Origin of the sequence: Streptomyces purpureus (assembly GCF_014648195.1) — a bacterium.
In the GTDB taxonomy this organism is placed as follows: Bacteria; Actinomycetota; Actinomycetes; order Streptomycetales; family Streptomycetaceae; genus Streptomyces; species Streptomyces purpureus.
On sequence record NZ_BMQQ01000041.1, the window covers coordinates 1 to 14,261 of the forward strand.

11 protein-coding genes and 1 riboswitch are annotated in these 14,261 nt (G+C 71.7%); of the genes, 1 reads left to right on the forward strand and 10 read right to left on the reverse strand.

The features are described 5' to 3' along the window. The 10 genes from IEZ01_RS31735 to IEZ01_RS31780 form a co-directional block, all read right to left on the reverse strand. Positions 1-608, reverse strand: a 608-nt coding sequence (locus tag IEZ01_RS31735; protein WP_189205176.1) for a LysM peptidoglycan-binding domain-containing protein, incomplete at its 3' end; no start/stop codon positions are given. 4 nt (positions 609-612) lie between these two features. Further along, a riboswitch (cyclic di-AMP (ydaO/yuaA leader) is annotated at positions 613-767 on the reverse strand. Between the two features lie 370 nt (positions 768-1,137). Beyond that, positions 1,138-4,041 (reverse strand): NHLP bacteriocin export ABC transporter permease/ATPase subunit, encoded by a 2,904-nt coding sequence (locus tag IEZ01_RS31740; protein WP_189205208.1) that lies wholly within the window; start codon positions 4,039-4,041, stop codon positions 1,138-1,140. 46 nt (positions 4,042-4,087) lie between these two features. Next, on the reverse strand, positions 4,088-6,202 hold the full coding sequence (locus tag IEZ01_RS31745) for an NHLP family bacteriocin export ABC transporter peptidase/permease/ATPase subunit (RefSeq protein WP_040875273.1): 2,115 nt from the start codon (positions 6,200-6,202) through the stop codon (positions 4,088-4,090). Positions 6,203-6,360: 158 nt separating this feature from the next. After that, positions 6,361-7,164: a biotin/lipoyl-containing protein gene (locus IEZ01_RS31750; protein ID WP_019883901.1), complete on the reverse strand. Its 804-nt coding sequence runs from the start codon at positions 7,162-7,164 to the stop codon at positions 6,361-6,363. Between the two features lie 96 nt (positions 7,165-7,260). After that, positions 7,261-7,512: a hypothetical protein gene (locus tag IEZ01_RS31755; RefSeq protein WP_019883902.1), complete on the reverse strand. Its 252-nt coding sequence runs from the start codon at positions 7,510-7,512 to the stop codon at positions 7,261-7,263. A 421-nt stretch (positions 7,513-7,933) separates the two neighbouring features. Beyond that, on the reverse strand, positions 7,934-8,617 hold the full coding sequence (locus tag IEZ01_RS31760; RefSeq protein WP_019883904.1) for a CPBP family intramembrane glutamic endopeptidase: 684 nt from the start codon (positions 8,615-8,617) through the stop codon (positions 7,934-7,936). Between the two features lie 87 nt (positions 8,618-8,704). Beyond that, positions 8,705-9,172 carry an SRPBCC family protein gene (locus IEZ01_RS31765; RefSeq protein WP_019883905.1) on the reverse strand — a complete coding sequence of 156 codons (468 nt, stop codon included), beginning with the start codon at positions 9,170-9,172 and terminating at the stop codon, positions 8,705-8,707. 18 nt (positions 9,173-9,190) lie between these two features. After that, positions 9,191-11,485 carry an ABC transporter permease gene (locus IEZ01_RS31770; protein ID WP_189205178.1) on the reverse strand — a complete coding sequence of 765 codons (2,295 nt, stop codon included), beginning with the start codon at positions 11,483-11,485 and terminating at the stop codon, positions 9,191-9,193. 2 nt (positions 11,486-11,487) lie between these two features. Next, entirely contained in the window at positions 11,488-12,288 is an 801-nt protein-coding gene (locus tag IEZ01_RS31775; protein ID WP_229833314.1) for an ABC transporter ATP-binding protein, read from the reverse strand. After that, entirely contained in the window at positions 12,285-12,800 is a 516-nt protein-coding gene (locus IEZ01_RS31780) for a PadR family transcriptional regulator (RefSeq protein ID WP_019883908.1), read from the reverse strand. The genes IEZ01_RS31775 and IEZ01_RS31780 overlap by 4 nt, the downstream gene beginning before the upstream one ends. A gap of 123 nt (positions 12,801-12,923) precedes the next feature. Between IEZ01_RS31780 and IEZ01_RS31785 the strand changes: the two genes are divergently transcribed. Further along, positions 12,924-14,195 (forward strand): ABC transporter substrate-binding protein, encoded by a 1,272-nt coding sequence (locus tag IEZ01_RS31785; RefSeq protein WP_189205180.1) that lies wholly within the window; start codon positions 12,924-12,926, stop codon positions 14,193-14,195. The last annotated feature ends 66 nt before the right edge of the window (positions 14,196-14,261 follow it).

Here is a 14,261-nt window from a genome sequence, read left to right on the forward strand (position 1 = left end):
CAGTTGTTGATCGCGTTCGGGTTACCGCTGGACTCCCGCATGATGTTGCGGTGGATGCCCTCGTAGCTGCCCGGGATGTTGTGCTGCTTCATGATGTCGAGGGACTCGCGGATCCAGCCGTCGAGGTTGTTGGCGTAGACCGCCTTCGCCGGCGCCGCCTTGGCGGCCGGGGCGGGCGCGGCCAGAGCGGTGGGGCGCGCCGAGCGGTCCGCGCGCTCGGTGGCGGCCGCGCGGGGGGCGGCCTCCTTGGCGATGGTGAGCTTCATGCCCGGCCGGATGAGCGCCGGGTTCTTGCCCACGACGGCGCGGTTGTCCTTGTAGAGCTGCTTCCAGCCGCCCTTCACCGAGTGCTTCTCGGCGATCTTCGAGAGCGAGTCACCGGCGACCACGGAATACGTCACCTTGCCGGACTTCGCGGCCGCCTTGACCGCAGCCGTGAGCGATCCCTTTTCAACTGCGACGGAATGTGCGGCCTGCGGCGTCGCCGCTCCGGCGGTGGTGGCGCCGATCACCGGCAGCACGAGTGCGGCGCCGCCGGTGCCGACGGCGGCGAGACGGCGAGCGAGCGGGTTGTCCTTGGGTCGGCGGTGCTTTCCGTGTCCACGCATGGCGAGTTCCTCTCCTTCGCCTGCGAGGTGAGCTGTCGGGTTCGGGCAGGAGATGCCCGGCCGCGGCGCACGCGGCTTCACCCCGAGCCGCTCCGGAGACCGGACCGGCGGCAAACCTGGGTCCCCCGCTCCTGCCGGACGTGTGGGTGGGTTCGATGCCCGGACGGCGGCAGGATTCGGCGGTCCATCCGGATGGAGGTGACCGTAAGCGAAGGAAAGCGACAAGAACAAGGCCGCGATTCATCAATGCAAATGAATCTGGCGTAAGAAAAGAAAAGGATCAACCCTACGCCCGCCACGCTTTGACCCAACTATTCTGCCGGGCTTCACATCTGACTCCGCGCCAGCATCACAGGGGGCGGAATTGGAGGTGACCCACATCACTGGCGGCGACCACCGATTCACCATTTATTAGAAAACGGAATTGGCGTCACCCATCACCCGAAACAAGAACCTACGGGCATACTTTCTCGAAGTATCAATAAAGGTGCCTAAACGGACATCGCTTTGGTGCCGGCCTCTACGACGATCACCGCCACAGCTGGCGGCGGACCAGTTCGTGGAACAGGCCGTCCGTGTCCGCGAGCAGTTCCGCCGGGGAGCCCAGCTGGACGACACGGCCGTCCGACATGGCGATCACCCGGTCGGCGTCCATGATCGTGGACAGTCTGTGCGCGATCACGATGCGGGTCGCGCGCAGGGCGCGGGTGGATTGGATCACCACGCGCTGGGCTTCGTTGTCCAGCGCGCTGGTGGCCTCGTCGAAGAAGAGGATCCGGGGCCGGCGGATGAGGGCCTGAGCGATCATGAGCCGCTGGCGCTGGCCGCCCGAGATGGTGCCGCCGCCGTCGGAGAGCATGGTGTGCATGCCCATCGGCATGGCCTTGATGTCCTCGGCCAGCCCGGCCATCGCAGCGGCCTCCCACGCCTCCTCCAGCGAGAACGCTTCCGCTCCCCGGATGCAGTCGAGGATGGAGCCGGTGAAGGGCTGGGCGTTCTGCAGGACGACGCCGCACTGGCGGCGCACCGCCGCCTGGTCGAGCGCCGCCAGATCCTGGCCGTCGAAGAGCACACTGCCTGAGGTGGGCTTGTCGAAGCCGATGAGCAGCCGCAGCAGGGTCGACTTTCCGCAGCCGCTCGCTCCGACGATCGCGACGAACTCGCCGGGGCGGACCTGGAAGTCCACGCCGTCGAGGACGAGCGGACCGTCCTCGGTGTAGCGGTAGGACAGCTGCCGGGCCTCCACGGCTCCGCTCAGCACGCCCGGCTGGGTGGCGGCGCCGCGTACCTCCGGCTCGGCCCGCAGGATCGGCGCGACCTCCTCGAAGAGAGGCTGCACGGCGGCGGCGGACAGGAGCGCTCCGGTCAGCTGTGTCACCGAGGAGAGCATCATCGTCACGGCGGTGCTGAAGGTGAGGAACTCCGCGGCCGACATCGTGCCGCGGGCCGGTCCGGCCAGCAGCATGAACATCACGAGCGTGCACAGCGGCAGGCAGACGGCGTTGAGGACCGTGACGAGGTTCTGCAGCCTGCCGACGCGCTGCTGCAGCACCCGCGTGCCCGCGAACTCGCGCGCCCAGGCCGCGTAGGCGAAGCTCTCGGCGGCGGCGACGCGCAGCTTGGGCAGACCGCGCAGCGTCTGGAAGGCGCGGTTGTCGAGCCGGTGGCTGATCTTGATCAGGCGACGCTGGTAGCGCAGCTGCCAGAGCCCCAGCCCGGTGAAGACCGCCGCGATCACCAGCAGCATGGCGAGCGCGACCAGCGCCAGCGGCACGCTGTAGACCAGCAGCAGCACCAGGTTCATCGTGCCGACCGTGCTCGCCTGCACGCAGACCGTGCCGATGCCGGACAGGGTGCGGCGGATGGCGCTGATGCCCATGGCCGCGCCGGCCAGCTCCCCCGTCGAGCGTCCCGCGAAGAAGTTCGTCGGCAGCCGCAGCAGCCGGTCCCACACCGCGGGCTGCAGCGTGGCCTCTATCCGGCCCTCCAGCCGAAGGATGGACATGTTCTGCAGCAGCATGAAGGCGGCCGCGACCACGCCGGCCGCGATGAGCGCGACGGCGGTCTGCACGATCAGGCCGGCTTCGGCCGCCGGTACGTACTGGCCGAGCACCTTGCCGGTGGCCACGGGCACCAGCGCCCCCAGCACCACCGCGACCAGCCCGCCGAGGACGATGGCCCGCAGCTCCTGGCGGGTGCCCCGCAGGCTGAAGCGCAGCAGGGACAGCAGCCCCGGCTTTCCGTCGGGCAGCGGGCGGTAGAACATCACGGCGTGCCGTTCGAAGCCGGCCTCACCGGTCTTGGTGATCCGCTCGCGCGTTCCGTCCGCGGGGTCGACCGCCACGTACCCGCCGCGCCGCCACAGCAGGGCGACCGGCGTCGCGTCCTCCTCGCGCCGGCCCACCAGAGGCCCGCTGTTCTCCCGCCACCAGCGCCCTTCGAGCCGGACCGTGCGCGTACGGAGCCGGGAGGCGAGCGCGACCCGCTCGACGGGGTCCATCCGCTCGGCTCCCGCCCCCGCGTCAGCCGGTTCGGACAGGGTGATGCGCGCCTCTTCGGCGACCAGACGGCAGGCGGCGAAGGTCGCGTCCACGCTGGCGGTGGGGCGGGCGCCCCTGCCGGAGCGGCCGATGGAGGCCAGCAGCGCCTGGTCGGCCTCGGTACGTGCCGCGCGGCCGGCTTCCAGGCCGGCCGCCGTACGGTCCTCGTGGTCGCGCTCGCGCTGTTCGATCCAGCGGTCCAGCGCGTAGAGCAGCCGGTACTGCTGCTCGACCATGCCCTGCCACATGGCCGGGTCGACGAGGAGGACGCCGGCCGCCTCGGCCTCGTAGGCGGCGCCGTACTGCACGCTGCCGGGGGTGAGCCGCATCCACACGATGTCGTCGTCGGCCGCGCCCGGCTCGCTGTCGGCCCGGCCGTCCAGCGGCGCCTGGTAGAGCACCCTCAGACCGCGGCCGACGCCGAGCGCGAAGGCGTTCTCGAGGGGGCTGAGACCGCTGTGGGCGTGTCCGTACCCGCCGGGGCCGTACCCCCCCTGGCCTTCGTACCCGTGCGCGTCGTACCCCTGCCCGGTGCTCCACTGCCCGGTGTTCCACTGGGTCGCGTCCCACTGGTTCGTGTCCCACCCGTTGCCGTGCTCCGGGCGGTACAGCTCCCGCAGCTCGATGCGGCGCAGGTGGCAGTCGCGCGAGGGCCGGCCGATCAGGGTGTGCTGGGGGCCCTCCGCGGGGCCCAGCAACAGCGCGCCCGCTTCGAGGCGGCCCAGGAAGTGCCAGTGGCCGAGCAGCGCGGCGTCGACGGCGAACAGGTCCAGCGCGCCGTGAACGACGAGCCAGAGTACGGACGGGCCCTCCAGTGCCAGGCTGCGCAGGTCCGTGCAGTCGACCGGTGTGCCCAGTGCGCCCAGGGCGGCCGCGACCGGGTCCGGCGCCATGGGAGTGTGGGCGGCGGTGACCGGGGCGGGGTGCGGAGAGGTCACCTCAGTGCTCCTTGACCAGTTCGGCGTACGGGCCCCCGGTGGCCAGCAGGTACTCGTGCCGTCCTCGTTCGACGACGGTGCCGCGGTCGAGCACCAGGATCTCGTCGCTGTCGCGCACGGTGCTGAGCCGGTGGGCGATGACCACGCAGGCGCAGCCGCGGCGGCGCAGGTTGTCGATGACGAGCCGTTCGGTCACCGCGTCCAGGGCGCTGGTCACTTCGTCGAGCACCATCACGCTGGGGTCGCGGACGAGGGCCCGGGCGATCTCCAGGCGCTGACGCTGGCCTCCGGAGAAGTTGCGGCCGTCCTGCTCGACGCGGCTGCGTATCCCGCCGGGGCGGCGGGAGACCACGTCGAGGACGGCGGCGTCCTGGAGCGCGGCGACGACGGCCTCGTCCGGGATGGAGGGGTCCCACAGCGTCACGTTGTCGCGGACGGTGCCCTCGAAGAGGAAGACGTCCTGGTCGACGAAGGAGACGGAGGCGGACAGCGCGCCGCGCGGGATGTCCTCCAGCCGCATCGCGTCGATACGGATGGCGCCTTCCCAGGGTGCGTAGAGTCCCGCGATCAGCCGGGAGACGGTGGATTTGCCGCTGCCGGAGCCGCCGACGAGCGCGACCTGCTGCCCCGGGCCGACGGACAGCGAGAAGTCCTTGAGCAGCGGGGCGTCCAGCGGGCTGTAGCCGAAGGTGACGCCGTCCAGCTCCACGCGGCCGGTGAGGCGGCGGGCGGTGGCGGGTTCGCGGCGGGTGTGGATCGGGTCGACGGGGAAGTTCTCGACGTCCTTGAGCCGGGCGACGTCGGCGGCGAAGTCCTGGATCCGTCCGGCGACGCCGTTGAGACGGGTGATCGGCGCGGTGAAGCTGGTCACCAGGGCCTGGAAGGCGACGAGCAGACCGACGGTGAGATGTCCCTCGACCGCCCGCAGGCCGCCGATCATCAGGATCAGGGCGCTGTTGAGCGCGGCCAGGGTGGGTGCGACGATCGCCAGCCACGCGCTGGGCACGCCGAGGCGCTGCTGCACGTCGAGGGTGACGGCGTGCTGGCCGGCCCAGCGGCGGAAGAATCCGTTCTCGCCGCCGGTGGCCTTCATGGTCTCGATGAGCTGGAGGCCGCTGTAGGACGTGTTGGTGAGCCGTGCGCTCTCGGCGCGGAGTTTCCGGGTGCCGGTCGCCCGTACGTGGATCGCGATCCGCATGGCCACCACGTTGAGCAGCGCGATGCCGATGCCGACGACGGTGAGTTGGGGGTCGTACGTCCACAGCAGCACGGCGTAGAGCACGACGACGACGGCGTCCACGCCCGCGGCGGACAGGTCACGGGCGAGCGTTTCGGCGACCGCGTCGTTGGACCGCAGCCGCTGGACCAGGTCGGCCGGGCTCCGCTGGGCGTAGAAGGTGACGGGCAGCCTGAGCAGGTGCCGCAGGAACCGGGCGCTGCCGAGGGTCGAGGAGATGATGCGCCCGCGCAGCAGGTTGGCCTGCTGGAGCGCGGTGAGCACCGCGGCGAGCACCAGTGCGGACGCCATCGCCGTGAAGAGCACACCGAGCAGGGACGTCTGCCCTCCGATGAGGAACATGTCGATGTACGTGCGGCTCAGGGCGGGTACGGCGGCGCCGACGGCGACCAGCAGGAGGCTGGAGATCACGGCGGCGGCCATGGTGCCCGAAGTGCCGCGCAGGCGGGCCGGCATGGCGGCGAGGACGCCGGGGCGGCGGCCGCTGCGGCGGAAGCCGGGGCCGGGCTCGAAGGTGAGCACGATGCCGGTGAAACTGGTGTCGAACTCGTCCATGGGTACGAACCGGCGGCCCTTGCCGGGGTCGTTGACGTACACGCCCATGCGTCCGAAGCGGCGTGCCATACCGTCGTAGACGACGTAGTGGTTGAACTCCCAGAACAGGATGGCCGGGGCGGCGACCTCGGCGAGCGCCGCCAGGTCCATCTGCATGCCCTTGGCCTGCAGTCCGTAACCGCGCGCCGCCTTGAGGAGGTTGCTCGCGCGTGAGCCGTCGCGGGAGACACCGCAGGCGATCCGGAGCTCTTCCAGGGGGACGAAACGGCCGTAGTGGCCAAGCACCATGGCGAGGGCGGCGGCGCCGCACTCGACCGCCTCCATCTGCAGCACGGTGGGGGTGCGTACGGCGCGGGGGCGGCGGCCCTTGGGGGCGGGGCGACGGCGTCGGCGGCCGGCGGGCTGGAGCCGGCGGGAACTCGGCCCGGACCGGGCCGGGGCCCCGTCTCGGTCGTTGTCGCGAGCGCGGTCGTCGGTGGAGGTCACGGGAGCAGCCAGTCGATGGGGCGTTCGGCGGAGAGGTGGACGGCGGCGGTGACCGGCGTCCCGGAGTCGACGGGGTGCGGGGGGCCGTCCGCGGAGGACCAGGCGTAACCGGACGGGCCGGAGGAGCGCTTCAGTTTCACGAGTACCGCGACCGGGTTGCCCTGGCGGGCGAACTGCGCCGCGCGGGCGCTGTCGCCGAGGAAGTTGCCGATCTGCGCCTGCGTCTGGGGCGCGCGGCCCACCGCCGCGACGCGACCGCGCAGCACGCCGAACCGCTCCCGGGGCACGGTCTGGACCGCCAGGTCGACCGAGGCGCCCACCTGGATCGTCGAGGCGCTGCCGCCCGGTACGTACACCATGGCCACCAGCGGCTCGTCCGAATCCGTCACGCGCTCGACGGTCGCCACGTCCGCGCCGGTGGTGACGACCGAACCGGTGGTGGCGAAGAGGGTGGTCACCCGACCGCCGGCCACCGCGCGCACGGGCCGGTCACCCTGTTCGGTCCGCACGACGAGGAGGGGCGTGCCGGATGAGACCGTCCGGCCTTCTTCGACGAGGACGTCGGTGACCTGTCCGGCGACAGGACTCTGCAGGAGGTAACTGCCCCCGGCGTGGGTGAGGATGCCGGGCGCGCTGAGCTTGGAGGACACCGTGCCGGTGAAGGCCCAGAAGCACGCGGCGGCCATGACGACGACCGTGACCGCCAGGACGAGTCGTCCCTGCGGGCGCGCGAAGCGTACGGGAAGATCGAGTTCTTCGGGTGACTGCAGCTTGGAAAGCGCCTTTTGGCGGAACTGCACGGACTATTCCTTCGGCTGCATTTGTTTCGGGTCGGGCGCGGTGGTGCACCATGAACCCCGGAACGGGGAAGTTCCGGGGTTCATGGTGAAATCCGCTCAGAGACCGGCGAGACCGGTGACGCCGGCGGCGTTGACCGAAACGCCGGCGACGCCCGAGGCCAGGCCGGGGACGCCGGAGGCGAGGCTCTGGACACCCTGGACGGTCTGGAGCGAGCCGACGACGCCGAGGACGTTGGTGACGTCGCCCGTCGCGGCACCGGCGAGACCACCGGAGACGGTCACCAGACCGCCGGAGACGGCGTCCAGCTCGGTGTCGGCGATCTCACGGGTCTCAAGGTCGTTACGCATGTGCGCACCCTTCGTTCTTTTTCGGGGGGAATCCATATCTGCGGCAGCCGGACGGCCTTACGGGCCCGTAAGTCGGCCGTTGTTCGCAACCGCCGCAGCGCGCCTGATCAAAGCACGGGAACGGGTGACGCTGCCAATTGAGTTGACGCGCTCTCAGAGGCGGATGTGTACCTCGAATGACGTGCGTCAAGCTAGTTTCACCGAATGGCGACATCTTCTCCTCAGAACCGAGTAACACTTATCGCGACCTCGTCATGCGAGGGGTATGAATGGGGCAGAGTTCGACATAGCGGCGTGGTTGGTGAGGCGGATCAGGTGACCGGTGGCTACGGGAAACTCTCGACAGACACACAATGTGGAGGTTCTCGTCGGGTCTCATCCAGGATCGGCGATGCCGTGGTCAGGGACGGTGTGAACGTGATCAGCGACCGACGGCCCAGGCGAGTGCGTAACCGGTGCTGTTGAGCGCGAAGTGCAGCGCGACGGGCGGGATCAGACTTCCGGACCTGCGGCGCAGCTCGCACAGGAGCACTCCGGCGAGAGCGGTGGCGACGACCGCCGCCGCCACGGACAGTGCGACCGCGGTCCGACCGGACCCGAAGAGCGACTCGGCCGCGGCGTTCGACCGGGTGAGGCCGCGTGAGGGCGGTACGTGCCAGAGTCCGAAGAGCAGCGAGGAGACCGCGGTCGCCCAGGTGGTCCCCCACCGGCGTGCGACGAGCGCCCACAACACCCCGCGGAAGGCGACCTCCTCCAGCAGCACCGTGCCGAACGGCACACGCACCAGTACGCGATACACGAGCTCCCCACCGGACAGTCCGGCCGCCCGCTCGTCGGTGAACGCCTCCCGGGTGAAGGGCAGCGCGAGCCCCACCAGACACACCACCACCACAGTGCCGGCCAGCACGAGCCCCCAGCGCCCTCCTCGGCGTAGCGACTTCCGCCCGAGCCCGAGCTCATCCCAGGTGAGCCCGGCCAGCCGAGCGATCAACAACAGGAGCCCGGCGGCGCCCACACAGACCGGCACGTACCACTCGGGCACGAGCACGTTGTTGAGCGTGCTTGCGCCCGCGAGCACCACAAGGGTCAGGAACAGCATCGCCATCGCGGCCCAGGATGACCGATCCCGCGCCGGCGACGGCCGCAACGCGCCGCGCTGTCCGCGCCGGGCCCCGGGTCGCAGCAGCCTTCGTCAGCCGCCCGCTTCGACGTACGACGCCAAGTTGGCCAGTGAGGAGGCGATCCCGGCCTCGTGGGCCGCTGGGTCGATGCCCGGTGGCACGTCCGTGGCGGTGACGGTGACCAGGGTTCCGTCCGGGGCGGGGGCAAGGTGCCAGGTCATGGTCATGGTGCCTGCGAAGGCCGGGTCGTCGGACTCGAACACCGCCCGTTGTACGACGCGCTCCGGGGGCGCCAGGTCGACGATCTCGATGTCGACGACGTCCGTCGCGTCCGACGTCTTGCCCGGGGCGCCGGTGGCGTCGAGGTAGCTGAGGATCATCCGGAATCCGCCGCCGGGGCGGGGATCCCACCGCTCGATCCGGCCGCGCATGCCGTCCGGCGGCAGCCAGGCCTCGAGGGCGACCCGGTCGAGAAGGGCGCCGTAGACAGTCGCTGGGGGTGCCGCGATCAGCCGGCTGGCGCGGTCGGTCCTGTCCATGGCCGGATTCTAGGACGGTCAGGCGACCGCGCTGAGGGTGTCCGCCAGTCTGCGGCGGGCCGCGCGGGCGGCCGGGACGATGGTCAGGGCCAGGGCTCCGAGGACCGCGGCCACGGCGAGAGTCAGCAGCTGGAGCAGCGGCGGGGCGTGGGCGATGCCCGCGCCGATGCCGCTGGAGTGGCCCTCGCGGTCGATCAGCCAGTTGGCCACGGGGACTCCGAGCGCCGTGCCTGCGACCGCGGCGGCGAGGGATGTGCAGCCGATGGCGGTCACGGTGACCGCGGTGATCTGGCGGGGTGAGAGGCCGATGGCCTTCAGGGCCAGGAGATCCCGTTCGCCGTCGCGGACGCAGCCTCCGATCGCGGTGGACAGTTCGGTGAGGCCGATGAGGGCGAGGACGGCGATCAGGCCGGCCACCACGCCGCGCAGGGCGGACAGGCGGTCCGCGGGGCTGGTGACCTCGTGGACGTCGAGCCGCCCGGCGGAGGCGTCGGCGAGTTCGGCGCGTACGGTCCCCGGGTCCGCGCCGGGGTGGAGCTGGAGCTGGTAGAGGGTGGGGCGCAGCGCCGGGTCGTTCTCGCGGAGGGTGTCCAGCGAGGTGGAGATGACCCGGCCGGCGTTCTCCGGTTCGATGCTGCGGCCGACGATGTGCAGCACCTGCGGGTGGCCGCCGACGGTGATCCGTACCCAGTCCCCCACGCGGACGCCGAGCAGGTCGAGCAGGCCCTGTCCGGCGACCGCCTCGTCGGGGCCGTGGGCCGGGCGGCCCTCGGCGACCGTGTAGGGGTAGGGCTTGTCGCGGGTGCCGAGGCCGCGCAGGGCGATGGTGCCGGTCTGGCCGGGGACGAGGGCGGCCACTTCCAGTCCGGGGTGGGCGGCCGCGATGTGAGCGTTGCCTTCGAGGAGGGTCTGGGCCTGGCGGTCGCCCAGGCGCTCGTCGGCGCGTGCGGTGAGGGCGGCGGCCAGGCCGACCTGTTCGGGCCGGCTGTCGAAGCGTTCGATGGTGGTCCAGGCGCCGAGAGCCACGGTGATCAGCAGCAGGGGCAGCGCGAGGCGGACGATGGTGGCGGGCGCCCGGCGGCCGCGGCCGAAGGCCCGGTGCCAGCCGAGGACCAGCGGCGCGGGCACCCGCAGCCCGAGCGCCTTCCTGGCCGGGCCGGACAGTCCTCCCCCGCCCGCCGCCGCCGGGGCGAGCGGTACCGGTACGGGCTCCACCCGCCCGGCGCGCCAGGCGGCCAGGCAGGTGGTGGCCCCGATGAACAGCACGGCCGCCACGGGCACCCCGAGCAGCGCCGCGGTGTGGCCGGGCAGGCCCTGCCAGACGCCGACGGCGTCGCCGAGCCTGCCGGGCAGACGGCTGCCGAGGAACTGGATGAGGACGGCGGCGAGGGCCGCGCCGAGCACCGCGAACGCCAGGTGCTGGACGAGGAAGACGCGGACCACCTGGCCGGGGGTGAAGCCGATGGCCTTCAGTACGGAGATGTCGCGCAGGTGTCCGCGGACCCGGGTGCTGATGGCGCCGAACACGGCGAGCGCGGCGGCGAGCAGCGCGCCGAGGCCGAAGACGCCGAGGATCTGGCCGAGGAGTTTGGTGTCGCCCTGGGCGTCGGCCCGGGCCTGCTCCCAGGTGGAGACGTCGGTGACGGCGCCGGCCCCGAGCGCGGTGACGGCGCGCTGCACGGCGTAGTCGGTGTCGCCCTGGTCGGCCAGGAGCAGTCCGACGACCTGCCCGGAGTGCTCGCCGGCGAGAGCCCGGGGCAGGGCCCAGACGGTGCCGGGGTGTTCGCCGGGCCGGTAGCGGGGCTCGGCGCTCTCGGCGACGCCGAGGACGGTGAGGGTGCGCGGGCTGCCGCCGGGGAGGGTGAGGAGGTCGCCCGGTTCGGCCCACAGCGCGCGGGCGAGGGAGCTTTCGAGGACGACGCCGTCGGGGACTGCGGGGTCGAGCCAGCGGCCGGAGGTCAGGAGCGGGCGCCCGGTGGTGGGCGGCTGTTCGCCGGCGGCCCGCAGCTCGACGCCCGCGCGGGCGCCGCGGGACTCGAGGGTGGCCGATGCCGTGCGGTACGGGCCGGAGACGTCCGTGACGCCGTCGAGTCCGGCGAGCCGGCCGGCGTCGGCGGCGGCGCCGGTGTGGATCCAGACGTGCGCCCCGCGGGACTGGGCGAAGACCCGCTGCCAGGGGTTGGTGGCGTAGCCGAACAGCGCCGTCGCGAGGAGCAGGGAGGCGACGATTCCGGCGGTGGCGCAGACGAGGAACAGCCCCTCGCCGCGGTGGGTGCGCAGGTCGGCGTGTGCCCAGCGCAGCATGGCCCGCACGGTCAGCCCTTCAGTTCGAGCACGCCGGACAGGCCGGTGCCGCGCCGTGGTGCTCGGTCCAGCTCGGCGTCGTCGGCTATCCGGCCGTCGAAGAAGCTGATCGCCCGGTCCGCGGCGCTGGCGAGCCGGGCGTCGTGGGTGACGAGCACGATCGTCTGGCCGCGCTGGTGGAAGCGGGAGAGCAGCCGCATGACCTCGCGGGTGCCCTTGCTGTCGAGGCTGCCGGCCGGTTCGTCGGCGAGGAGGAGGCGGGGCTGGTTGACCAGGGCGCGGGCGAGGGCGACGCGCTGCTGTTCGCCGCCGGAGAGCTCGCCGGGCATGCTGCGTGCCTTGTTCTCCAGGCCGAGCTCGGCGAGGAGTGTCTCGCGTTCGGCGCGGGCCTGCCGCGCCGAGGTGCCGGCGAGCAGGGCGGGGAGTTCGACGTTGTCGGCGACGGTCAGGTTGGAGACCAGGTTGAAGAACTGGAAGACGATGCCGATCCGGCGGCGCCGCTCGACCGCCCAGCGTGCCTCGCTGTAGGCGTCGGTGCACTCGCCGTCGAGCCAGAGGGAGCCGCTGTCGGGGCGCTGGAGGCCGCCGAGCAGATGGAGCAGTGTGGACTTCCCGGCGCCGGAGGGTCCGGTGACGGCGACGAACTCGCCGTGCCGTACGGACAGGTCCACTCCCCGGACGGCGTGGGCGGGGGCGCCCTCGCCGTGGTGGGTCTTGACGAGGCCCTCGGCCCGCAGCAGTGGGCTGCCGGTGTCCGGGCGTACGGAGTCGTCGGCGCCTGTGCGTATGGAGTCGTCGGCGGGGTCGCTCATTCCAACTCCTCCAGTTCCTCCTGGCAGCGCTCCAGCCAGTCGAGGTCGGCCTGCAGATGCAGCATGGCGCCCTCGATGAGCAGCTGGGAGATGCGGTTGTCGCGGTCTTCGGCGGCTGCCAGCTTGGAAAGGTTGCGCATGGTGATGAGGTACTCGCGTCGCTGTTTGTTGATCAGAGCGATCTGGTCGGCGAGCCCGGTGCGCGGGGCGAGGGCGAGTTTCATGAAGAATTCGTCCCGGACTCTGGGTTCGTCGGCCGTCTCCTCGAACCAGGCACGCAGCGCCTCCTGCCCGGAATCGGTGAGGCGGTAGATCTTTTTGTTGGGCCGGCTCTCCTGGGCGATCTCCTCGCCCTCGATGAGTCCCGACTTCTCCAGCCGGCCGAGGGTGACATAGATCTGGCCGACGTTGGTTGGAGGGTACGCGGCGCCCAGCAGTTGCTCAAGGTCCTGCTTGAGCTCGTAGCCGTGGGCGGGGCCTTTGGCGAGGAGGGCGAGGAGGGGCAGGCGCACTCGTGCTGTCCTCCTCCGTAGGCTGTTGTGCGATGCGGGCTCTAGTATCGCCCATGCCTAACGGGTATACATGCCCGTGTCGCCGGACGCGGGTGTCCGGCGCCGGTGCACTGGGAGGAACCTATGCGGTGGATACGTGCCGCGGGTAGGGGTCTCCTGGTCGCGATGGTCGTCATGGCCGGGTACGTGGCGTCCGGCACCCCCACCGGCACGGAGCGCGACGGTGGGCGCGGCCCCATGACGCTTGCCACGGCGGGCGATCTCACCGGCTATCTCGGCCCGGTGCTGGAGGGCTGGAACCGGGATCATCCGGCGGAGAAGGTGACGCTCGTCGAGCTGCCGGACTCCGCCGACGAGACCCGCTCCCAGATGATCACGGATCTGCGGTCGGGCGGGGGCCGGTTCGACGTCCTCAACATCGACGTGGCGTGGACCTCGGAGTTCGCCGCCGCGGGATGGATCGCGCCGCTGGAGCGGGACCGTTTCGCGCTGGAGAGCTTCCTGCCGCGCGTGACGGACACGGCGACGTACGACGGCAGGCTGTACGCGGTCCCGTACGTGACGAACGCCGGGATGCTCTTCTACCGCAAGGACGTGCTCGACCGCGAGGGCGAACGGCCCCCGCGGACCTGGGCCGAGCTGGAGCGGCAGGCGCGGACCATCGCGCCCAAGTACGGCCTGGGCGGATACGCGGGCCAGTTCCTGCCGTACGAGGGCCTGACGGTGAACGCCGCCGAGGCGGTGTATTCGGCGGGCGGCACGATCCTCGGCGACGACGGGGAGCGGGTCACCGTCGATTCGGCCGCGGCGCGCTCGGGGATCGGCTTCCTGGCGCGCGGCGTGCGGGACGGCTGGATCCCCCGGGAAGCGCTGACCTACAAGGAGGAGGAGTCCCGGCAGGCGTTCCAGGACGGCCGGCTGCTCTTCCTGCGCAACTGGCCGTACACCTGGGCGGGCGCCTCCGGCAAGGACTCCGAGGTCGCGGGGAAGTTCGGGGCGGTGCCTCTGCCGGGCCCCGACGGGCCGGGTACGAGCGTGCTGGGCGGCGCCAATCTGGCGGTGAGCTCCCATGCGCGGCATCCGGAGTCGGCGCGCGATCTGATCGCGTACCTCACCAGTGAGCCGGTGCAGCGCCGGGTGCTCACGGAGGGCGCCCTGCCGCCCGTACGGGCCGCGCTGTACGAGGACCCGGCGCTGGTGAGCCGCTTCCCGTACCTGCCGGCGCTGCGTACGAGCGTGCTGTCGGCCGCGCCACGCCCGAAGAGTCCGCATTACGAGCAGGTCAGTCTGGCCGTGCAGGCCGTGGTGCATGACGCGTTGGCGCAGCACCAGACGCCCGAGGCCGCCGTGCGCCGGCTGGCGGACGAGCTCGCGGCGATCACCCGCCGCCGCTGACTCCTGCCCGGCCATCTTCCCCCTTCTGGATAACCTCCTAGATACCTGTTAGGTATCTCTTCGGTC

Coding starts and splice junctions, on each gene's coding strand:
- IEZ01_RS31740 (WP_189205208.1), bottom strand. CDS start 4,041: ATGGCGCCGGACCCGGTCGCGGCCGCCCTGGGCGCACTGGGCACACCG.
- IEZ01_RS31745 (WP_040875273.1), bottom strand. CDS start 6,202: ATGGAGGCGGTCGAGTGCGGCGCCGCCGCCCTCGCCATGGTGCTTGGC.
- IEZ01_RS31755 (WP_019883902.1), bottom strand. CDS start 7,512: ATGCGTAACGACCTTGAGACCCGTGAGATCGCCGACACCGAGCTGGAC.
- IEZ01_RS31760 (WP_019883904.1), bottom strand. CDS start 8,617: ATGGCGATGCTGTTCCTGACCCTTGTGGTGCTCGCGGGCGCAAGCACG.
- IEZ01_RS31765 (WP_019883905.1), bottom strand. CDS start 9,172: ATGGACAGGACCGACCGCGCCAGCCGGCTGATCGCGGCACCCCCAGCG.
- IEZ01_RS31775 (WP_229833314.1), bottom strand. CDS start 12,288: ATGAGCGACCCCGCCGACGACTCCATACGCACAGGCGCCGACGACTCC.
- IEZ01_RS31785 (WP_189205180.1), top strand. CDS start 12,924: ATGCGGTGGATACGTGCCGCGGGTAGGGGTCTCCTGGTCGCGATGGTC.